General features: G+C 71.2%; 17 protein-coding genes. 13 read left to right on the top strand and 4 right to left on the bottom strand.

What is annotated here, in order from left to right; all coding sequences use genetic code 11:
* Positions 1-53 precede the first annotated feature (53 nt).
* From SH922_RS32965 to SH922_RS32940, 6 genes are read left to right on the top strand one after another with little or no spacing between them, the layout of a single operon-like run.
* Positions 54-914: a hypothetical protein gene (locus SH922_RS32965; protein WP_393062212.1), complete on the top strand. Its 861-nt coding sequence runs from the start codon at positions 54-56 to the stop codon at positions 912-914.
* Complete coding sequence (locus tag SH922_RS32960) at positions 901-1,935, top strand: NAD(P)H-dependent flavin oxidoreductase (RefSeq protein ID WP_393062211.1); 1,035 nt, start codon at positions 901-903, stop codon at positions 1,933-1,935. Before SH922_RS32965 ends, SH922_RS32960 begins: the two co-directional genes overlap by 14 nt.
* A complete protein-coding gene (locus SH922_RS32955) occupies positions 1,932-2,429 on the top strand; it encodes a holo-ACP synthase (RefSeq protein ID WP_393062210.1) in 498 nt (165 codons plus the stop codon). Before SH922_RS32960 ends, SH922_RS32955 begins: the two co-directional genes overlap by 4 nt.
* Positions 2,426-2,677, top strand: coding sequence for an acyl carrier protein (locus SH922_RS32950; protein ID WP_389061522.1), 252 nt, complete (start codon positions 2,426-2,428; stop codon positions 2,675-2,677). The genes SH922_RS32955 and SH922_RS32950 overlap by 4 nt, the downstream gene beginning before the upstream one ends.
* Positions 2,674-3,915, top strand: coding sequence for a hypothetical protein (locus tag SH922_RS32945; protein WP_393062209.1), 1,242 nt, complete (start codon positions 2,674-2,676; stop codon positions 3,913-3,915). The genes SH922_RS32950 and SH922_RS32945 overlap by 4 nt, the downstream gene beginning before the upstream one ends.
* The gene (locus SH922_RS32940; RefSeq protein WP_393062208.1) at positions 3,912-4,652 is read left to right on the top strand and encodes a class I SAM-dependent methyltransferase; all 741 of its coding nucleotides are present in this window, start codon (positions 3,912-3,914) and stop codon (positions 4,650-4,652) included. Before SH922_RS32945 ends, SH922_RS32940 begins: the two co-directional genes overlap by 4 nt.
* 101 nt (positions 4,653-4,753) lie before the next feature.
* Here SH922_RS32940 and gcl read toward each other — a convergent pair whose 3' ends face one another.
* On the bottom strand, positions 4,754-6,529 hold the full coding sequence (gene gcl / locus SH922_RS32935) for a glyoxylate carboligase (protein ID WP_393062207.1): 1,776 nt from the start codon (positions 6,527-6,529) through the stop codon (positions 4,754-4,756).
* Positions 6,530-6,839: 310 nt separating this feature from the next.
* Here gcl and SH922_RS32930 point away from each other — a divergent pair, with 310 nt between their 5' ends.
* The 3 genes from SH922_RS32930 (at position 6,840) to SH922_RS32920 (ending at position 8,471) form a co-directional block, all read left to right on the top strand.
* Positions 6,840-7,562, top strand: coding sequence for a hypothetical protein (locus SH922_RS32930; RefSeq protein ID WP_393062206.1), 723 nt, complete (start codon positions 6,840-6,842; stop codon positions 7,560-7,562).
* A 47-nt stretch (positions 7,563-7,609) separates the two neighbouring features.
* Positions 7,610-8,146: a GNAT family N-acetyltransferase gene (locus tag SH922_RS32925; RefSeq protein WP_393062205.1), complete on the top strand. Its 537-nt coding sequence runs from the start codon at positions 7,610-7,612 to the stop codon at positions 8,144-8,146.
* A 76-nt stretch (positions 8,147-8,222) separates the two neighbouring features.
* Positions 8,223-8,471, top strand: a complete 249-nt coding sequence (locus tag SH922_RS32920; RefSeq protein ID WP_393062204.1) for a hypothetical protein — start codon at positions 8,223-8,225, stop codon at positions 8,469-8,471.
* Positions 8,472-8,498: 27 nt separating this feature from the next.
* Here SH922_RS32920 and SH922_RS32915 read toward each other — a convergent pair whose 3' ends face one another.
* Together SH922_RS32915 and SH922_RS32910 are read right to left on the bottom strand one after the other, a co-directional pair.
* The gene (locus SH922_RS32915) at positions 8,499-10,106 is read right to left on the bottom strand and encodes an AMP-binding protein (protein ID WP_393062203.1); all 1,608 of its coding nucleotides are present in this window, start codon (positions 10,104-10,106) and stop codon (positions 8,499-8,501) included.
* Positions 10,103-11,779: an AMP-binding protein gene (locus SH922_RS32910; RefSeq protein WP_393062202.1), complete on the bottom strand. Its 1,677-nt coding sequence runs from the start codon at positions 11,777-11,779 to the stop codon at positions 10,103-10,105. The genes SH922_RS32915 and SH922_RS32910 overlap by 4 nt, the downstream gene beginning before the upstream one ends.
* A 129-nt stretch (positions 11,780-11,908) precedes the next feature.
* On the opposite strand from SH922_RS32910, the gene SH922_RS32905 reads away from it, so the two are divergent.
* The 3 genes from SH922_RS32905 to SH922_RS32895 all read left to right on the top strand — a co-directional run bounded on the left by SH922_RS32905 (position 11,909) and on the right by SH922_RS32895 (position 18,061).
* On the top strand, positions 11,909-12,751 hold the full coding sequence (locus tag SH922_RS32905; protein ID WP_393062201.1) for a response regulator transcription factor: 843 nt from the start codon (positions 11,909-11,911) through the stop codon (positions 12,749-12,751).
* 768 nt (positions 12,752-13,519) lie between these two features.
* The gene (locus tag SH922_RS32900; RefSeq protein WP_393062200.1) at positions 13,520-13,705 is read left to right on the top strand and encodes a hypothetical protein; all 186 of its coding nucleotides are present in this window, start codon (positions 13,520-13,522) and stop codon (positions 13,703-13,705) included.
* A gap of 195 nt (positions 13,706-13,900) precedes the next feature.
* Complete coding sequence (locus SH922_RS32895) at positions 13,901-18,061, top strand: carboxypeptidase regulatory-like domain-containing protein (RefSeq protein WP_393062199.1); 4,161 nt, start codon at positions 13,901-13,903, stop codon at positions 18,059-18,061.
* A 115-nt stretch (positions 18,062-18,176) separates the two neighbouring features.
* Here SH922_RS32895 and SH922_RS32890 read toward each other — a convergent pair whose 3' ends face one another.
* The gene (locus tag SH922_RS32890; RefSeq protein WP_393062198.1) at positions 18,177-19,334 is read right to left on the bottom strand and encodes a winged helix DNA-binding domain-containing protein; all 1,158 of its coding nucleotides are present in this window, start codon (positions 19,332-19,334) and stop codon (positions 18,177-18,179) included.
* Between the two features lie 138 nt (positions 19,335-19,472).
* Here SH922_RS32890 and SH922_RS32885 point away from each other — a divergent pair, with 138 nt between their 5' ends.
* Entirely contained in the window at positions 19,473-20,354 is an 882-nt protein-coding gene (locus tag SH922_RS32885) for a DMT family transporter (RefSeq protein WP_393062197.1), read from the top strand.
* The last annotated feature ends 58 nt before the right edge of the window (positions 20,355-20,412 follow it).

Here is a 20,412-nt window from a genome sequence, read left to right as displayed (position 1 = left end):
CACACCGGCCGCGCCGAGCGGGAACCGCACCGGACTCAAGGAGAAGCCGCCCCATGACCACGCACGCCACCTCTTCCGCCCCGCCGTCGGACACGGCCGCGCTCCGGCAGCCGGGACCCGGCCTCGTGCCGCTGGGCCCCGCCCGCACCGCGCTGTTCCACGCCCTCGACGACCTGTTCACCCAGCTGGCGGCCCAGGTGGAAGCCCCCGCCGTCGTCGGCCCCCCGCTGCTTCCCGCCGAGGGGCTGGCGCGGCTGGACTACTTCCGCAACTTCCCGCACCTGGGCGTGTCCGCGGGGCGCTTCACCGAGGAGGGCATCGACGGGCTGGCGGCCGGATCCGCGCCCGCGGACGTGTCCCTGGCCGCCACCGGCTACATGCTTCCCTCCGCGACCTGCTACGGGCTGCTGCTCTCCCTGGAGGGCCAGGAGGTCGGTGCCGGGCAGCGCCTCACCTCGGTCGGACGCTGCTTCCGCAACGAGACGCACTACGACGGGCTGCGCCGCCTGTGGGGCTTCCACATGCGCGAGGTCATCTACCTGGGCACCTCGCAGGGTGCGGCGGAACACCTGGCCGCGTCGAAGGAGTTCATCACCGCCCTCGCCGCCGATCTGGGCGTGGAGCTGAGCTACGAGCCCGCCAACGACCCCTTCTACGACAAGACCGGCTCCCGCGCGAAGCTGATGGCGCTGGACCCCGTCAAGTACGAGTTCCTCGCCAAGGACGGCACGGCCATCGCCTCCGTCAACCGGCACCGCAACTTCTTCGGCGAACGCCTCGGCATCACCACCGAAGGCGCCACCGCGCACAGCAGCTGCACCGCCTTCGGTGTGGAGCGCTGGGTCCACGCGATGGAACTGACGTACGGCAGCGCCGAGTCGGCCCTGGCGAGGCTCCGCGATGTCCGGGGCTGACCCCGCTCTCCGGCTGCCCCCGCCGCTGGCCGCGGGGGCGGCCGCGCTGGGGACCGAACTGCCGCTGATCCAGGCCGGGATGGGAGGGGTGGCGACCCCCGCGCTCGCCGCCGCCGTCAGCGGCGCCGGGGCGCTGGGCACCGTCGCCCTCTACAAGAGCGACCGGACCCTGGCCTCCGGCCTGGTCGCGGCCACGGCGCGGGCCACGCCCGCCGTCTTCGGTGTCAACGTGATTCCCGAGGTCGCGGGGGCGCTGCTGGCCGATCAGCTCAGGGCCGTCCTGGAAGCGGCGGACCGCGAACTCGTCGTGAACAGCTACGGCCTGCCGCCCGTTCCGTTCGCGCGGGAGGTACGCAAGGCCGGTCACCGCCTGGTGGTCCAGGTCGGAACCGCCGAGGACGCGGACGCGGCCGTCGCGATGGGCGCCCGCGCCGTGGTGCTCCAGGGAACCGACGCGGGCGGCCACCACCTCGGGACCCTCCCCGTGCGGCAGCTCCTGGCGCGGACCGCCAAGCGGCGCCTCGGCGTGCCGCTGTTCGCCGCCGGGGGCGTGCACCGGGGCGCGGATCTGCTCGGACTCGCCGCCCTGGGGGCGTCGGGCGCCCTGTGCGGGACGGCTTTCGTCGCCACCGAGGAGTCCGGCGCGCACCCCGCGTACCGGCAGGCGCTCACCGTGGCCGGGCCGGGCGACACAGTGATGACGGACCGGTTCTCGATCGGCTGGCCCGGCCGGGTCCATCGTGTCCTGCGTAGCCCGGTCACCGAGGCGGCCGAGCCGCTGCCGGCCCACCTGATCGCCTGGACCACGGTCATGGGTGCCCGCCGGCCCGTTCCGCGTGGTTCGGCGGCGGCCCCCACCTTGGAGGCCGAGGGGCGGGTGGACGAGATGGCCCGGTATGCCGGGGCCGGTGTCGGCCATGTGAACGCGGTACTGCCCGCCGCCACCGTGGTCGCCCGGCTGCGCGACGAGCTGCGCGGGGCGATCCGGACGGACGCCGAAGCTGTCGGCGGCGCCCGGTGAGCGCGGCCACGACCACCGACAGGTCCCGCCTCACCGCCCTCCTCGATGAGCTGGCAGCCGGTGCGCCGGTAGCGGTCGGCGTCGACCTGACGCACATCCCGTCGGTGGGCGAGCGGCTGGCCCGGCTCGGGCCCCGCTGGCTCGGCGACCAGTTCACCGAGCGGGAGCTGCGCGAGCTGGACGGTGTGCGCAACGGCAGCCACGCGACCCTGGCCGGCCGTCTGGCGGCCAAGGAGGCGTTCATCAAACTGCTCACCCCCCAGGACGACTTCGTCCTGCACCGCGACATCGAGATCCTGCGTGCGTCCGGCGGGGCGCCTCTGGTCCACGCGCACCGCAGCGCCCTCGCCGCGGCCGGACGCAGGGCACTCACCTCCTGGTCGGTGAGCATCACCCACCAGGGCGACTGGGCCGCCGCCATCGCGGTCGGCGCCCCGGCCCTGCCGGCGCCGGGCCCCGTCCACACCCACAACACACAGGAGAAGCGCTCATGAAGCAGGTAGTCGACTGGCTCTACAGCAAGAACCCCGAGCTGACCGGAGAGATCGGCACTGAACTCGACCTCATCGAAGGGCGGCTCGTCGACTCCCTGGACTTCCTGGAGTTCATCTACCTCCTGGAAGAGGTCTCCGGCCGCCCGATCGACCTGGGAACCGTCAGCGTCGACGACTTCCGGACCCTGGCGCGCATCGAGGAGCGCTTCCTTTCCGGTGGGCCCGCCCTTCAGGACGTCTCCGGATGACCGCCGCGGGGGGCACCGTCCGGTTCGGCAGCTGCGACGCCGAGCGGCACTGGCGGCCCCAGGGACTCGCCCGGCTGCCCGCTCTGCGGGACCCGCACGCGGAGCGTCTGCTGAGCGGCATGGACGAGCTGCTCGCGGCGCTCTGCCGCCCCGCCGACGTGCTCCTCACCCATCACCGGCCCCCGGCCGCCTTCACCGAGATGATGCACGCGGCCGGTTTCGGCGCCCGGCACCTGCCGGTGCCCGGTCCTGCCGGGGAGCCGGTGGAGGAGCGGCTCGCGGCGCACGGCATGGACACGGCCGGTCTCGCGGGACTGGCCTGCGCCCCGTACGCGGTACTGCCGAGCACCCGGGCGGCGCTCACCCGCATGGGGCTCGACGGACGGCAGCCCGACGCCGGGACGGTCCGCCGGGTCAACTCCAAGACGTTCTCGACCCGGCTCGGCTACCCCGGCTCGGGCGTGGTCGTCACCTCGGCGGACGAACTGCGCGCGGCCGCCGCCGGGGCGCCGTGCGTGGTCAAGGATCCCTACGGCGTCTCGGGCCAGGGCAACTTCGTGGTCGAAACGGCCGCCAGGCTGGACAGGCTCCTGCTCGCCCTGGCCCGGCGGGAGGACCGGATCGAATTCGTCGTCCAGCCGCTGTACGAGCGGGCGGCCGATTTCGTCACGCACCTGGACATCGGTCCGGCGGGGCAGGTGACCTGGCACGGGACCCGCGAACTGGTCAACGAGGGGCACTCCTTCCGGGGCTCCGGCCCGGCGGGCGCCGCGCTGCTGGAACAGCTCGACCGCGCCGGGTACCGCGAGACCGTGGAGGCGGTGGCGGCCGCGGTGGCCGCCGAGGGCTACCACGGGCCGCTGGCCGTCGACTCGATGACGACCACGTCGGGTGAGCTCGTCCCCGTACTCGAGGTGAACGCCCGCTTCTCGCCCGCGCTGATCGCCGCCCGGCTCGGTGTCAGGCTCCGCATGGCCTTCGTACCGGTCGCGGACGATGACTACTTCGAGCGGCTCGTCCACGCCCTGTCCGATGCCGGGCTGCTCGCCGGGGACGACAGGCCGGGGATCCTCCCCCTCGCGGCGTCCACCCTCGCACCCCCGAGAGGCTGGCTCTTCTACGGGATCTTCGCTGATCGGGAAGACGGCACGGAACCGGACCTGACCCCCGTACTGAACGGACTCGCACCGCGGACCGGCCGAGTCGGCACAGCAGCGCACCACCTGGAGGGCACATGACAGCGATTCCGTACGACCGGCGCACTGCCGAGGACTACCGGGCCGCGCGGGAGGTTCCCCGCGCCGGGCTCGCGGCCTGGCGCGAGATCATCAGCAAGGAGGCACGTCTCGCCCCCGGAGGGACCGTACTCGACGTCGGCGCGGGGACGGGCGCCTTCGCCTCCGCGTTCCACGAGTGGTTCGGCGTACGCGTCCTGGCCGTCGAACCGGCCGAGGCGATGCGCGCCCTCATTCCCTCTGCCGAGGGCATCGAAGTGCACGACGGACGGGCCGAGAGTCTGCCCGTACCCGACGGGTGCGCCGACGCGGCCTGGCTGGGCTCGGTCATCCATCACCTGTCCGACCCGCGGGCGGCGGCGCGCGAACTGCGCCGGGCCCTGAAGCCCGGGGCGCCGGTCCTCATCCGCAATGTGTTCCCCGGACGGGCCGCCCGCGACCTGCGGGTGCGGTACTTCCCCGCCACCGAGCGCGCCATCAGCACCTACCCGAGTGTCGAACGGGTCTGCGCGGCGTTCGCCACCGCGGGCTTCTCCCGGGTCGCTCTGCACTCCGTACCGCAGGAGAGCGCGCCCACGCTGGCGGCGTTCGCGGACAGCATCCGCCGCGACGCCGACTCCAAACTGCGGGGCATCACCGACGAGGAGTTCGCCGCCGGGATGGCGGACCTGCGCGCGGCGGCCGAGGCCGGCCCCGCGGAGCCGGCGACCAGCTGGATGGACCTGCTGGTCCTGTCCTGACTCACTGCCACGCCCGGGCAGTGGATCGTGGGCAGCGACAAGGCGGCCCCTGCTCCCCCGGTGAACGGTGAACGGGAAGCAGGGGCCGCAGGCCCGACGGATCAGGCCTTCACGAACGGGCGGATCGCCGTCGGCGCGTGGCCCGGTTCCGTCGCGATGTCCTCGAACTCGTTGACCGACGCGATGTCCGTACCGCTCATCGCGATGTTCGTGACCCGCTCCAGGATCGCCTCGACGACCACCGGCACCCGGAACTCCGCCGCCAGCTTCTTCGCCTCCTCGAAGGCCGGCAGCAGCTGGTCCGGCTCGGTGACCCGGATCGCCTTGCAGCCCAGACCCTCGACGACCTTGACGTGGTCCACGCCGTAGACGCCCAGCTCCGGGGAGTTGAGGTTCTCGAACTCCAGGCTGACCTGGAAGTCGATGTCGAAGTTGCGCTGCGCCTGGCGGATCAGCCCCAGGTAGGAGTTGTTCACCAGGACGTGCACGTACGGGATGCGGTGCTGCGCGCCGACCGCCAGCTCCTCCAGCATGAACTGGAAGTCGTAGTCGCCGGAGAGCGCGACGACGGAGCCCTCGGGATCGGCCGTCGCCACACCCAGGGCCGCCGGGATGGTCCAGCCGAGCGGGCCCGCCTGACCGCAGTTGATCCAGTGGCGCGGCCGGTAGACGTGCAGCATCTGCGCGCCGGCGATCTGGGAGAGGCCGATCGTGGTGACGTACCGGGTCTCGGGGCCGAACGCCCGGTTCATCTCCTCGTACACGCGCTGCGGCTTCAGCGGCACGTTGTCGAAGTGCGTGCGCCGCTGGAGGGACGCCTTGCGCTCCTGCGTGGAGGCGGCCCACTGCGTGCGGTCCTTCAGCTTGCCTGCCGCCTTCAGCTCACGCGCCACCTCGACGAACAGTTCCAGCGCGGCCTTGGCATCGGAGGCGATGCCGAGGTCGGGGGCGAAGATCTTGCCCAGCTGGGTGGGCTCGATGTCGACGTGGACGAACTTCCGGCCCCGGGTGTAGACGTCCAGCTTGCCGGTGTGGCGGTTGGCCCAGCGGTTGCCGATGCCGAGGACGAAGTCGGACTCCAGGAAGTTCGCGTTGCCGTAGCGGTGCGAGGTCTGGAGGCCCACCATGCCGGCATTGAGTTCGTGGTCGTCGGCGATGATGCCCCAGCCCATCAGGGTCGGGACGACCGGGACGCCGGTCAGCTCGGCGAACTCCACCAGGAGTTCGGACGCGTCGGCGTTGATGATGCCGCCGCCCGCGACGAGGAGCGGCCGCTCGGAGGCGTTCAGCATCTCGACGGCGCGCTCGATCTGCCTGCGGGTCGCGGCGGGCTTGTGCACCGGCAGCGGCTCGTACAGATCGGGGTCGAACTCGATCTCGGTGAGCTGGACGTCGATCGGCAGGTCGATGAGGACCGGGCCGGGGCGGCCGGTGCGCATCAGGTGGAAGGCCTGCTGGAAGACGCCCGGGACCTGCGCGGCCTCCAGCACGGTGGTGGCCGCCTTGGTGACCGGCTTCGCGATCGAGGCGATGTCGACCGCCTGGAAGTCCTCCTTGTGGAGCACGGCGGTCGGGGCCTGGCCGGTGATGCACAGGATCGGGATCGAGTCCGCGATGGCGGAGTACAGGCCGGTGATCATGTCGGTGCCGGCCGGTCCCGACGTTCCGATGCAGACGCCGATGTTCCCCGGGCGGGCCCGGGTGTAGCCCTCCGCCATGTGGGAGGCGCCCTCGACGTGGCGGGCGAGCGTGTGATGAACCCCGCCGGAGGCCTTGAGGGCCGCGTAGAAGGGGTTGATCGCCGCGCCCGGCACACCGAACGCGTCGCTGACGCCTTCGCGCTTGAGGATCTCAACTGCCGCTCGGGCAGCGGTCATTCGAGGCATTGAGTGCTCCTGCTCGGACCTGGGTGGAGTCGGGCTCTGTCGCGCCACCTGAGAGCACCAATTCCGCATTACGGAAGTTTGATTCTGCTATACGGAAGCAAATCTAAAGTGCGCCCGGACAGCCGTCAAGAGAGGGGGCGCGGGGCGCCACGCGCGCGGACGGGCACCGCGAAGTACCCCAAGTCCCTCCCCCGGGCCTCGCTCGTGGTGGAGCATGGGGGTACGGAGCGGAGCCGGCCCGCATTCAGGGGCCGGCCACATGCCCGTGGGCCGGAATCAGTGGGCCGGAAGGAGTCCGAGGGTGGAATCAGTGCCGGTACGGTGCCCGGCCTGCCGCCGCGACCACGCGTACGCCACGCCCGTCTACCCGTGTCCGTGCGGCGCACCGACCGCACCGCCCCTGCTGCGCGGTGCCCCCGTCACGCCGATCACCCATCGCACCTGGAACGACGACTGGGTGACGGTGCGCTGCCGCGGCTGCGGCCGGCACGACCAGTGGCCGCAGCCGGAGCTGTGCTGCCCGTGCGGGGCCGTGCTGCGGATCCCGGTCCGGCCGGTGGCGGCTCCCGGCCGCGTGGGCGGCTCGTCCTCCCGGTCCGTGCGGCCGTCCCACATACCACTGCCGCGCACGGCTCCCGCCCCGCGCCCCACTTTCCGGCCACAGACGATCCGTACCGCGCGTGACGCGGTCGGCGCCGCCGCGCTCTACCTGAAGTGGCTGGGCTACCGCGATGTCGTGCAGCCCGCCGAACGTCCGGCGTCCCGGATCGACCTGCGGGCGGCCGGGCTGATCGCCCAGGTCGACTCCACCACCCGGCCGACCGCCCTGCGCGACGTCGAATGCCTGTGGCTCAACGCGCTCAGCACCTCGGTGTCGAGCGTGTTCTTCTCGCTCGCGGGGTACGCGCCGGACGCCAGGGAGCGGGCGGACGGTCTCGGCATCCCGCTGTTCGTCATGGACCTCACCGGGACCCCGCAGCCGGTGAACAGCCCGGCGGACGAACTGCTCAGCACCGGCGCCTGAGTCCGGCACACCACCTCCCGAGCAGGCGTCACGCGCCATACTTGAGCATGCCCATCCGTCTCGCCAGCCGCTCCGATCTCCCGCTTCTCCAGGACATCGAGCGCGCCGCAGGTGAACCCTTCCGCACCCTCGGCATGTCCTGTGTGGCCGACGACGACCCACCGCCCGTGGAGCTGCTGAACGGCTACCGCGCGGCCGGCCGCGCCTGGGTGACCACGGGCCCCGACAACCGGCCCCTCGGCTACCTCATCGCCGATGAGGTAGACGGCTCCGCCCATGTCGAGCAGGTCTCCGTCCATCCGTCGGCCGCCCGGCGCGGCCTGGGCAGCGCGCTGATCGACCACGTCGCCGGGTGGGCCGCGGCCGGCGGCCTGCCCGCGCTGACCTTGACGACCTTCTCCCACGTGCCGTGGAACGCGCCGTACTACGCCCGGCTCGGCTTCCGCGTCCTGACGGAGTCCGACCTCACCGACGGGCTGCGCAAGATTCGCGCCGAGGAGGCGGAACACGGCCTCGACCGGTGGCCGCGGGTCTGCATGCGGCGCGACGTGCCGCACCTCACAGAAACCGTCCGGCCACAGTGAGTGCTATCGGTCACGTTCGAGCCAGGGGCCACAGATGTTCGGTCTGTTGTCAGTGGCGGGCCCTAGAGTGGGGCGCATGGTCTTAACTCCACGGCTTTCTCCACCCGCGACACCCTCCAGACCCGCGACTCCGTCGCAGAACACCCTTCCCGCACAACCGGCCCACCCCGCCGCCGTCGAGGCGAACGAGGCGATCCGCGCGCTAGTGGACGCGCAGGCCGGCCAGGACTGGTCCCCCATGGAGTCCGCGGCCTACGAGGTACTCCTGATCGAATGGGCGGCCGCGACCCAGGGCACCGCCGGCGACATCATCGAAGCCGCCTGACGGCGCCCCGGCGCCCGTCACGGCCCGCTACCGGCCGTAGTTCTCCCGCAGTTCGATCTTCCGGACCTTCCCGCTGACCGTCATCGGGAAGGCCTCCATGATCCGGAGCAGGCGCGGGACCTTGTAGTGCGCCAGCCGCTCGTGGCAGAAGGCCCTCACCTCCTCCAGGCTCGGCGGGTCCGCCGGGTCCGCCGGGATGACGCAGGCCAGGATCTCCTCGCCGTACCGCTCGTCCGCCACGCCCACCACCTGCACATCGGCGACCTTGGGGTGGCGGTAGAGGAACTCCTCGATCTCCCGCGGATAGACGTTCTCGCCACCCCGGATGATCACGTCCTTGATCCGGCCGACGATCTGTACGTAGCCGTCCTCGCGCATCACCGCGAGGTCCCCGGTGTGCATCCAACGCCCCGCGTCGATCGCCTCCGCGGTCCGTTCCGGCTGTTCCCAGTAGCCGAGCATCACGCTGTAGCCGCGGGTGCACAGTTCGCCCGACGCACCGCGCTCCAGCGTCACACCCGTCGCCGGGTCGACGACCTTGACCTCGATGTGCGGCATCACGCGCCCGACCGTGCCGGTGCGGCGCTCCAGGTCGTCGTCGCGGCGGGTCTGGGTGGAGACCGGGGAGGTCTCCGTCATGCCGTAGCAGATGGACACCTCGTCCATGTGCATCTCGGCGACGACCCGCTTCATCACCTCGACCGGGCAGGGTGATCCGGCCATGATCCCGGTACGCAACGAGGAGAGGTCGTACGAGGCGAAATCGGGGAGGTTCAGTTCTGCGATGAACATGGTGGGGACGCCGTACAGCGAGGTGCAGTGCTCCTGCTGGACGGCGGCCAGGACGGCCGCGGGTTCGAACGCGGGGGCCGGGATCACGATGCAGGCGCCGTGCGAGGTGATGCCGAGGTTTCCCATGACCATGCCGAAGCAGTGGTAGAACGGCACCGGCAGACAGACCCGGTCCTGTTCGGTGTAGGCGACCAACTCGCCCACGAAGTAGCCGTTGTTGAGGATGTTGTGGTGGGAGAGGGTGGCTCCCTTGGGGAAGCCGGTAGTGCCGGAGGTGTACTGGATGTTGATCGGGTCGTCACAGGACAACCCCGCCTCACGGGCGGCGAGTTGCTCTGCGGTCACCGCTCCGGCGACGGCGAGCAGTTCGTCCCAGGAGCGGTCGCCGATGTAGTGCACGGCGCGCAGGGCGGGGCAGTTCGCCCGGACCTCGTCGACCAGGGCCCGGTAGTCGCTGGTCCGGTGCGCGAGCGAGGCGGCCAGGAGGGAGATCCCGGCCTGCTTCAGCACGTACTCCAGCTCGTGCGCCCGGTAGGCGGGGTTGATGTTGACCATGACGGCGCCGATGCGCGCGGTCGCGTACTGGACGAGCACCCACTCCGGGCAGTTGACCGCCCAGATGCCGACCCGGTCGCCCTGGGCCACGCCCGAGGCCATCAGAGCACGGGCCAGCTCGTCGACGGCCGCGCCGAACTCCGCGTACGTCCAGCGCCGCCCGGACGGCACGTCGACGAGCGCCTCGCGGCCCGGGTACGACTCGATCGCCCGGTCGAGATTGCGCCCGATGGTGTCGCCGAGCAGGGGGGTGGTGCCGGTGCCGTGGGCGTATGACGGCTCTGTCACGTCAGGTCCCCCTCGCTGTACTCCGTCCCCGCGCCCTGGGCGGTGCGCTCGCGCAGCTCGATGCGGCGGATCTTCCCGGAGACGGTCTTGGGCAGTTCGGCGAACTCGAGCCTGCGGACCCGCTTGTACGGGGCGAGCACGGCCCTGGAGTGGGCGAAGAGCACCTTGGCGGTGTCCGGTCCGGGCTCCCAGCCCTCGGCCAGCACGATGTACGCCTTCGGGACGGCGAGCCGCACCGGGTCGGGTGCCGGCACGACCGCGGCCTCGGCGACGGCCTCGTGCTCCAGCAGGGCGCTCTCCAGCTCGAACGGGGAGATCTTGTAGTCGGAGGCCTTGAAGACGTCGTCGGCGCGGCCGACGTAGGTGATGTAGCCGTCGGCGTCGCGTGAGCCGATGTCGCCGGTGCGGTAGTAGCCGCCCGCCATGGCCTCGGCGGTGCGGTCCGGGTCGCCGTGGTAACCGGTCATCAGGCCGACCGGATGGCCGGACAGGTCGAGCGAGATCTCTCCCTCGACGGCGCCGGGTTCACCGCTGACCGGGTCGAGGAGGACGACTTTGAAGCCGGGACTCGGGCGTCCCATCGACCCGGCCTTCAGGACCTGACCGGGCGTGTTGGCGACCTGGACGGCGGTCTCCGTCTGGCCGAAGCCGTCGCGGATGGTGACGCCCCACGCGCGCCGGACCGTTTCGATGACTTCGGGGTTCAGCGGCTCACCCGCCGCGACGACCTCGCGCGGCGGGGTCTTCAGCTGGGAGAGGTCGGCCTGGATGAGCATGCGCCAGACGGTGGGCGGGGCGCAGAAGCTGGTGACGGCGGAACGGTCCATCTCGGCCATCAGCCGGCCGGCGTCGAAGCGGGTGTAGTTGAAGATGAAGACGGTCGCCTCGGCGCTCCACGGGGCGAAGAGATTGGACCAGGCGTGCTTGGCCCAGCCGGGCGAGGAGATGTTGAGGTGGACGTCGCCGGGCTTGAGCCCGATCCAGTACATCGTCGACAAGTGACCCACGGGGTAGGAGACATGGGTGTGCTCGACGAGCTTGGGGCTGGCGGTGGTGCCCGAGGTGAAGTAGAGCATCAGTGGTTCGTCGGCGTCGGTCTCGCGGTCCGCCGTGAAGGTCTCCGGCTGCTCGTCGGCCCCGGTGTAGGAGATCCAGCCCTCGGTGTCGGCGCCCACGGAGATCCGGGTGTAGCCGCCGGGCACCTCGTCGAACTTGCCGGTGTCGGCGTCCCGGACCAGGACGTGCCGGACCCGGCCGCGCTCGACCCGGTCGCGCAGGTCGACGGGGCCCAGCAGCGGCGTCGCGGGGATGACGACGGCGCGCAGTTTCATCGCGGCCAGGGCGGTCTCCCACAGCTCGGCCTGGTTGCCGAGCATGACGAGGATGCGGTCGCCCTCCCGTACGCCTTGGGCGCGCAGCCAGTTCGCGGCCTGGTTGGAGCGGGCGGACATCCGGGCGAAGGACATCTCGGTGCGTCCGCCGTCCTCCTCCACGATGTGCAGGGCGGTGCGGTCGTTGTTCTCGGCGATGACGTCGAACCAGTCGAGCGCCCAGTTGAAGTGGTCGCTGCGGGGCCAGCTGAAGCCCTCGTACGCCGCGGTGTAGTCCTCGCGGTGCCGAAGCAGAAAGTCCCGGGCGGCCCGGAACGTCTCCGTCGCACTGGTTGCCGACATGTGCCCTCCTCATTGCGGACCGGACCGGTCACTTAACATCATGTAAACAGTGACCCAGGTCTCACCACCCCCGAACGGGGGTGCGCGGGGGACGCCGTGTCCTCCGGAGCCGGGCGGAGAGGCATCAGCGTGCCGGAATCGGTCGATGCGGTCGAGTTGCAAGCGGCGCTGCTGCGGCTGCGCCGGACGAGCGGGCTGCCCGTGGCCTTCGGCGGGCTGCTCTCCGACACCCGCCACGCCAGGATCGCCGAGCTGAACGGGGCGCAGACCACGGCCCTGCGCGGGCTCGTGATCTCGGCCGGCAGCGGTCTGGGCGGGAAGGCGATCGCGCTGTCGCGGCCGTGCGCGGTGACCGACTACCACTCCTCGCGCCACATCAGCCACGAGTACGACACGGCGGTCGCCGCGGAGGGTCTGCGCTCGGTGGTCGCCGTGCCCGTCGTCGTACGCCGCAAGGTGCGGGGTGTGCTGTACGGGGCGCTGCGCGAGCCCCTCACGCTCGGGGACCGTACGTTCGACGCGGCGGTCTCGGCGGCCCGCGACGTGGAGCAGGCGCTGGCTGTCCGGGACGAGGTGCAGCAGTTGCTCGCCGCGACCCGGGAGGAGGTCACCGACCCCCGGGCCGTGCCCGGGGCGTGGGAGGACGTCCGGGAGGCACACCGCGAGCTGCGCGCCCTCGCGCCGAGGGTCGTCGACCCGGTGCTGCGCGACGAGTTGCTCGCGGTGTGCGGGCGGCTCGCCGCGGCGGCGGGTGCCCAGGTGCCCGGGGCGCGCGGGCTGCAGCTGGCGCCGCGCGAGGTGGACGTCCTCGCCTGTGTCGCCTCGGGTGCCACGAACGCGATGGCGGCGGACCGGCTCGCGCTGCGGCCGGAGACGGTGAAGGGCTATCTGCGCTCCGCCATGCGGAAACTGGGCGCGCACACCCGGCTGGAGGCGGTCGTCGCGGCCCGGCGGGCGGGGCTGCTGCCATAGGTCGAGGGCGGCGCCGGAACGGCCCGCGCAGTGATGCGCGAGGGGGGCGGTGGCTGCTACGGGCCGCGCGGACCAGGAGCTTTCGGCGCCACCCTCGTCATCGCTCATGATCCCGACAGCCTGACGGGCCTCATGCTCCCGACGACCGCGGTGCGTTCAAGCGTTCGATGTTGCGGTCTATACCTTTAGTCGGCGAGCGGTCCCCCGCCCACGCCGACGCCTGCCGGCCCGCGGACCGGCGGGGCAAATCGGGCCCGACAGACCCTGCCGCCCACCCGAGCCCCAGAGAATCCGGACGTCCGGCGGACCCAGCCGCGCACCCCCGAGGCCCGGCAGAGAACCCGGACGCCACCTCCCGCGCAGAATTCCACCGATCCTGGTTTACCTTCCGACTCCTGCCGGTATTTTCACCGAACCGTCGACGATAAACCTCTCCGCGCCCCCCATTTCTGAGCGACTCCCTTCACCGGACGGCAAACCGGCCCGCAGGACCAGCAGGGCGGGATTGCATTTCCGATATCCCCCGGGAGCAGATACCAGCCACACTCATGCAACTTACACACATCAATGCCCGAAAGTGATCGCCCAGCGATGTCCGCCACCGGTGAGAGTGCTGGTCACGACCACCTCGCGAGAACCCAGGCGCCGTCGGTCCATCACCGAGTGGCCGGAATCAGACGCGGCGCTGGCTGCTTTCGACCAGCGCCCGACCGTGCACCACCCAGCCAGGACCTCTCCGACCCCACCCGAAGGAACCATCAACTCTCCTTGACCAGCAGGCGATTTGCGGCCAGCGACGCACAGGCCGCACGGCGTCGCGCCGACCCGAAGGCGAGGGAAACAGGGCCGGATGCCGCCGCTCCCGACACGGCGACCACCAAGGACACCGACCACGCCCGGCACCGGACCGCTCCGGCGGACCCCGGCGACATCACCCGCTGTCTAGACCACTGAAATCAGCCAGAAGTCGCTTTTCTCTTGATTCGCTCGAAAGCAGCCACTTTCGCCGTTTCGGCAGACCAGATAATTAACAATTGATGCATTGACATATGCCTCCCGAATGGCAGCTAAATAGTGCCCGGCGGAAATCATTCGCCGTCGACCTGAAAAGCGTGTGGTCGACCCGTGCATCACATGGGAGACACGCAATTGACTGTCACCGGCACATCCAGACCGGCCGCCAGACGGAGGAGACCGGTCTGGACCGGGCTGACCGCCCTGGTCAGCGCCTCAGCCATCGCCGTACTGGGACTCACCGCTCCGGCGGCGAACGCGGCGGCCCCCGCCGGCTCCGACCTGGACACCAAACCGTCCGTAGAGGCCTCCTGCGCCGAACCCGCGCCCGGCGAGGTCCGCTGCTTCGCACTGCGCCGCACCGACGTGGCCGCCAAGGAAGGCGTCCAGCCCAACGCCGCCACCCCGAGCGGCTGGGGCGCCACCGACCTCCAGAGCGCCTACAACCTGCCGGCCAACGGCGGTGCGGGCCAGACCATCGCCATCGTCGACGCCTACGACGACCCGACCGCCGAGGAAGACCTCGCGGTCTACCGGGCGCAGTACGGACTGTCCGCCTGCACCACGGACAACGGCTGCTTCAAGAAGGTCGACCAGCGGGGCGGCACCGACTACCCGACGCCCAACAGCGGCTGGGCCGGTGAGATCTCGCTCGACCTGGACATGGTCTCGGCAGCCGCACCGTACGCGAAGATCGTCCTGGTGGAAGCCGACTCCGCCAGCTTCGAGGACATGGGCGCCGCCGTCGACCAAGCGGTCGTGCAGGGCGCCAAGTACGTCTCGAACTCCTACGGCACGGGCTACACCAGCGATCCGGGCAGTGGTGAGGACCCGTCGGAGACCACCGACTTCGACGCCCACTACAACCACCCGGGTGTCGCCGTGGTCGCCTCATCGGGCGACAGTGCCTACGGCGTCTCCTACCCCGCGGCCTCGCAGTACGTGACCTCCGTGGGCGGCACAGCCCTGGAGCAGGACTCCTCCACCACCCGTGGTTGGTCCGAATCGGTCTGGTCCAACAGCTACGGCGGCCCGGGCTCAGGCTGCTCGCTCTACGAGGCCAGGCCCGCCTGGCAGGAGAACGTGAGCACCGACTGTGCCAAGCGCGCGGTCTCCGATGTCGCCGCGGTCGCCGACCCGTTGACCGGTGTCTCGGTCTACCAGACCTACGGCGGTGAAGGCTGGGCCGTCTACGGCGGCACCAGCGCCTCCTCGCCGATCATCGCCGGCGCCTACGCCGCGGCCGGCACACCGACAGCAGGCACCTATCCGGCCGCCTACCCCTACGCGGCCGGCGGCAGCGGTCTGAACGACGTCGTCGACGGCAACAACGGCTCCTGCACCCCGGCCAAGATGTGCACCGCGGGTACGGGCTGGGACGGTCCGACCGGACTCGGCACCCCCAACGGCGTGCAGGCGTTCCGTAACGGTCCGCACGGCGAGGTGAGCGGCACCGTCACCGACAGCACCACCGGTGACCCGGTCGCAGGCGCGGAGATCACCGCGGGCGACTCCCAGGCCAAGTCCGGTGCGGACGGGGCCTATTCGCTGACTCTGACGCCCGGAACCTACGACCTGAAGGTCTCCGCCTACGGCTACGACACGGCCACCTTCTCCGGCGTCGAGATCACCGACGGAGGCTCGGTCACCAAGAGCCTCACGCTCAGCCCGGTCGAGACCCGGACCGTCTCCGGCAAGATCACCGACGGTTCCGGCCACGGCTGGCCGCTCTACGCGGCGATCACCGTTGACGGAGTGCCCGGCGCGCCCGTCCACACCGACCCGAGCACCGGCACCTACTCGGTCGACCTCCCGGCCGGCAAGTCGTACACCCTGAAGGTCACCAGCAACTACCCGGGTTACCAGGACGCCACCAAGGACATCACCGTGGGCGACGCGGCGGTCTCCGCCAACGTGAGCCTGCCGGTGGACACCTGGGCGGGCACCGCAGCCGGGTACACGGTGGTGGACGAGGGCACCACCGAGCCCTTCGACTCGACCACCTCGGCCCCCGAGGGCTGGACCGTCGTCAACGCCGAAGGCACCACCGGCGGATGGCAGTTCGACGACCCGGGCAACCGGAAGAACACCACCGGCGGCAAGGGCGCCTTCGCCATCGTGGACAGCGACAAGGCGGGCAGCGGCAAGCTCCAGAACTCCACGCTGACCAGCCCGTCCTACGACTTCTCGGGCACGGATCTGCCCGAGCTCAGCTACCGGACGAGCTACAAGACGTACTCCAGCCAGAAGGCCGAAGTCGAGGTGAGCTCGGACGGCGGCACCACCTGGTCCACGGTCTCCTCGCTCACTACCGCTGTCACCGGTTCCAAGATCACCATTCCGCTCACCGACTACGCGGGCAAGTCCGACGTCCGGGTGCGGTTCCACTTCACCGGCAAGTTCGGCTGGTGGTGGCAGCTCGACGACGTGTTCATCGGCAGCCGCAGCCTGTCAACCGTCCCCGGCGGTCTGGTCGTCGGGCAGGTCAACGACGCCAACACCGGCGACGGCATCATCGGGAGCACGGTCAGCGGCACCGGTGACGGCTCCGTGAGCACGACCTCGGCCGCCACCCCGGACGACGCGGCGCTCGGCGACGGCTTCTACTGGGCCTTCGCACCGGTCGGCAAGCAGACCCTGACCGCCGCGAAGCCCAAGTACACCGCCGCCTCCAAGGCCGTGACCTTCGCGGCCGACTCGACCGTGACCAAGGACTTCTCCCTGAAGGCCGGGCGTCTCAAGGTCACCCCGGCCGCGGTCGACGCCTCGGTCGCCTGGGGCGGTTCGGCGACCAGGACCGTCACGGTCAAGAACACCGGTGGTGCCGACGCCACCGTCAAGCTGGCCGAGAAGAGCGGCGCCTTCACACCGGCCGCCTCGGGTGCGCCGCTGATCAGCAAGAAGGGCGACTACTCGCCTCTGTCGGCGAAGAGCCAGGCCGGCACGTCCGGCGCGGTCGCTCCGGCCGAGGGTGGCGAAGCCTGGCAGACCGTGGCTGATCTGCCCGAGGCCATCATGGACAACGCGGTCACCGCTGACAACGGCAAGATCTACTCGGCGTTCGGCTTCGACGGTACGGACGACACCAGGTCGCTGTACTCCTACGACGCCGCGAGCGGCTGGACGAAGCTGGCCGACGCGGCCGACACCCGGGAGGCTCCGGCCCACGGCTTCATCAACGGGAAGCTGTACATCGTCGGCGGCTGGGCCGCCAGTGGGGCTCCGGACGCCAAACTGGAGATCTACGACCCCGCCACCAACACCTGGACGACCGGTGCCTCCTCGCCGGCTCCGCTGGCGGGCTCGGGCTCCGCGGTCCTGGACGGCAAGCTCTACTCCGTCGGCGGCTGCACCACAGCCTGCGGCTCCACCTCGGTGACGGTCTACGACCCGTCGGCCAACTCGTGGTCCACCGCGGCAAACTACCCGGACAGCGTCGCCTGGGAGTCCTGCGGCGCCATCAGCGGGCTGCTGTACTGCTCCGGCGGTACCAACAGCGCAGGCGAGCTGAAGTCCGCATACGTCTACGACCCGGCCGCCAACTCCTGGTCGGCCCTGCCGGACATGCCGAAGACCCAGTGGGCCTCGGCCTCCACAGCGGCCAACGGCCTGCTGCTGGTCTCCTCCGGCGTCAGCGGCGGTGCTCTCACCAACGCGGGTTACGCCTACGACCCGGCCGCCGGGACCTGGTCGTCCCTGCCCAACGCCGACGTGGCGACCTACCGCGGCGGCGGCGCCCCGGGCTTCTACAAGGTCGGCGGTGCCAACGCTCCCAGCACCCCGTCCACCGCCGTCGAACTGCTCGCCGGCTACGACCAGACCGGCGGCTCGGACGTGAGCTGGCTGTCTCTGGACGCCTCGGAGTTCAAGCTCGCTCCGGGAGCCAGCGTCGTGGTCACGGTGTCGGTGAACGCCTCGGTCGACGAGATCACCCAGCCGGGGGACTTCACGGCCCAGATCGGCATCTCCGCCAACACTCCGTACCCGGTGGCGTCGGTCCCCGTATCCATGACGGTGGCCCCGCCCAACACCTGGGGCAAGATCACCGGAACGGTGCTCGGCACGTCAGCCGCCGGAACCGCGCCCCTCAAGGGAGCCACCGTCCAGATCGACTCGTGGGCGTCCTCGTACACCCTGATCACCGACAAGGACGGCCACTACGCCCTCTGGCTCGATGCCCGTAACAACCCCCTCACCGTGATCGTCGCCAAGGACGGATACGCGCCCAGGACGACGACCGTCAAGGTCGTCAAGAAGGGAACAGTGACCACCGACTTCACACTGAAGAAGTCCTAGCAGAAGCGGCGGGCCCGGCCTGAGCCCGGGCCCGCCGCGCTTCGGAAACCGCCCCGCCACGCGACCTCGTCGGCGGGGCAGCGCCCGTCCGCCCTCCTGTCCGCCCTCGCCTCGTTCACCCGTCGAAGTCGATGAACGAGGCGAACCGGACGTCGTATCCGTTGCTGTCGGTGACCGCCTTCGTCATCACGGAAAGCATGGCCACGGCCTCGTCCGTGACGGCGTCCCGCTCGGCTGCGCCGAGCCGGCGCAGCCCCTGCACGGTGACGGTCGTCGGCGTGCCGCCCCGTCCGGCGTCCAGCCGCCAGATCGCCGCGAGGAATCCGTCGGCCAGCACGCTTCCGTACGCCTGGTTGCCCAACCCGTTGCGTCCCTTGAACTGCGGCGGGATGACGCGGGAACGGTCCGCGTGGCCGAGCAGGACGTTGTCGAACTCGGGCAGGAAACGCGGCGGGGCGAGGGTGTCCTCGTCGGGGCGGGGGGCGTCGGGCAGATCGAAGAGTTCGACGCCGTTCTCGTCCCGGAAGGTGACGAGCTGGGGCCGCAGCCGTTCGAAGACCTCCCGCAGCCGGGTCAGCCCGGCCCACATCTGCATGTCCTTGACGGACGCGGGTCCGAAGGCGCCGAGGTAGCGCAGCACGGTGGCGTCGGGCGCGGGAACCGGCGCGGAGGGCCTGCCGAGCCAGTGCTCGGCGGTGGTCAGCGCGACCTGGCCGCTCTTGCCCCACACCCCGCGCGGGGTGACCTGGACCAGCGGCAGCACACAGCGGGCGGCCGTGCTCAGGGCCTGCGGATCCGCGTCCGGCCACTCGGCGAGCAGCGCCTCGCGGATCTCCTTCGGGGTGCGGGGCTCCTCCTCGACGTACGCCCTGCTGAGGTCCCGCAGCCGGTCCAGGTCCACGCCCACGAGACGCTTGCGGAAGATCCTGAGCTCCCGGTCGCGGGCCTCCTGCACGAGCGGACGCAGCGTCAGGGCGTCGTCGGCCGTGTGGGTGTGGATGGTGGAGCGCAGGGTGACGATGCGGACGACCTCGCGCGACTCCATCAGCGCGGCGAGCTCGGCCGGGTCGAAGCCTTCCAGCCGGGCGAGCAGCTGGTAGTACGGCGGCTTGGTGTTCTGGGCCTGGAGGCCGACGAGGTGGTGGACGGCGTCCTTGGCGGACATCTCGGCACGCCGGAGCAGGAGTTGGCGCTCCAGGGTCGCGCGCCCCAGTGCCCGCGGCGAGAGCACCGCAGGGGCAGCGGCGGCGGAGGTCTTCTTCTTCACGGCCATGGACGGCACGCTACGCGGCCATGCGGTCAGGTTCGTTCCTGATGGGACATTTTCCCGCGCTCCCGCGCTCCCGCCCGCCGCCGTGCCGACCGGCGGCGGGACCCCGGATTGCGCGCCCGGCACCCGCATCATGGACCGGTGATCAGCGTCCTGTTCGCCGTCCTGACCGCGCTCAGCAACGGCGCGGCCTCCGTCCTCCAGCGCCGCGCCGCCCTCACCGTCCCCGACAGCAAGGCGATGCGCCTGTCACTGATCGGTGATCTGCTGCGCCAGAAGGTGTGGTTGGCCGGCATCGGCCTGGTGATCGTCGCCGCCGTCTGCCAGGCCGTGGCGCTGGCCACCGGGCCGATCGCGGTGGTGCAGCCGATCTTCGTGATCGAGCTGCCGGCGACGCTCCTGATGGCCGGCTTCGTGATGCGGGTGAGGCTGCCCAGGCCGGTGTGGTTCGGGGTGGCCGCCGTGACGTCCGGTCTGGCCCTCGGCATGGCGTCGGCCGCTCCGGGCGGTGGCAGCGCCACGGTTCACGGGGCGGCGTGGGTTCCGGCCCTGATCCTGACGGGCCTGTTCGAGGCGGCTCTGATCGGGGGCGCCCTGGCCACCCGCGGCAATCCCCGGGCGGCGCTGCTGGGCCTGGCCGCTGCCTGCGCGTACGCGCTCACCGCCGCCCTGATGAAGGACGCCATGGCCCGGCTCGACGACGGCGGCGGGGCGGCGGCACTCTTCTCGTCCTGGCAGCTCTACGCCACCGCCGCGGCGGGCGTCGGCGCGCTGTTCCTCCTCCAGAACGCGCTGCAGGCGGGCACGCTGGTCGCGGTCCAGCCCTGCCTGACCCTGGGGGACGCCCTGATCAGCGTCCTGTACGGGGTGACCCTGTTCGGCGAGGAGCTGCGCACCGGCTGGTGGCTGCTCCCGGAGCTGCTGGCGCTCTGCCTGATCGCCGTGGGTTGCGTGGAACTGGCGCGTTCGCCGCTGGCCTCCGGGAACGCGGCGGCCCCGGCCCGTACGCGGCGGATCGAGTGAACGCCGCGTGTACGGGTCGGGCCGGGGCGCTCGCGCCGTGCAGCCTGCTGCCGGCTAC

The organism is Streptomyces sp. LN549, assembly GCF_043203805.1.
Taxonomy (GTDB): Bacteria; Actinomycetota; Actinomycetes; order Streptomycetales; family Streptomycetaceae; genus Streptomyces.
The sequence above is the reverse complement of the archived record's forward strand: the minus strand, read 5'-3'. Positions and strand labels throughout refer to the sequence as shown.

What these genes read in the sequence shown, in the direction of transcription:
- SH922_RS32965 (WP_393062212.1), top strand. Translation starts at nt 54, where the DNA reads ATGACCACGCACGCCACCTCTTCCGCCCCGCCGTCGGACACGGCCGCG.
- SH922_RS32960 (WP_393062211.1), top strand. Translation starts at nt 901, where the DNA reads ATGTCCGGGGCTGACCCCGCTCTCCGGCTGCCCCCGCCGCTGGCCGCG.
- SH922_RS32950 (WP_389061522.1), top strand. Translation starts at nt 2,426, where the DNA reads ATGAAGCAGGTAGTCGACTGGCTCTACAGCAAGAACCCCGAGCTGACC.
- SH922_RS32945 (WP_393062209.1), top strand. Translation starts at nt 2,674, where the DNA reads ATGACCGCCGCGGGGGGCACCGTCCGGTTCGGCAGCTGCGACGCCGAG.
- SH922_RS32940 (WP_393062208.1), top strand. Translation starts at nt 3,912, where the DNA reads ATGACAGCGATTCCGTACGACCGGCGCACTGCCGAGGACTACCGGGCC.
- gcl (WP_393062207.1), bottom strand. Translation starts at nt 6,529, where the DNA reads ATGACCGCTGCCCGAGCGGCAGTTGAGATCCTCAAGCGCGAAGGCGTC.
- SH922_RS32925 (WP_393062205.1), top strand. Translation starts at nt 7,610, where the DNA reads ATGCCCATCCGTCTCGCCAGCCGCTCCGATCTCCCGCTTCTCCAGGAC.
- SH922_RS32920 (WP_393062204.1), top strand. Translation starts at nt 8,223, where the DNA reads ATGGTCTTAACTCCACGGCTTTCTCCACCCGCGACACCCTCCAGACCC.
- SH922_RS32910 (WP_393062202.1), bottom strand. Translation starts at nt 11,779, where the DNA reads ATGTCGGCAACCAGTGCGACGGAGACGTTCCGGGCCGCCCGGGACTTT.
- SH922_RS32890 (WP_393062198.1), bottom strand. Translation starts at nt 19,334, where the DNA reads ATGGCCGTGAAGAAGAAGACCTCCGCCGCCGCTGCCCCTGCGGTGCTC.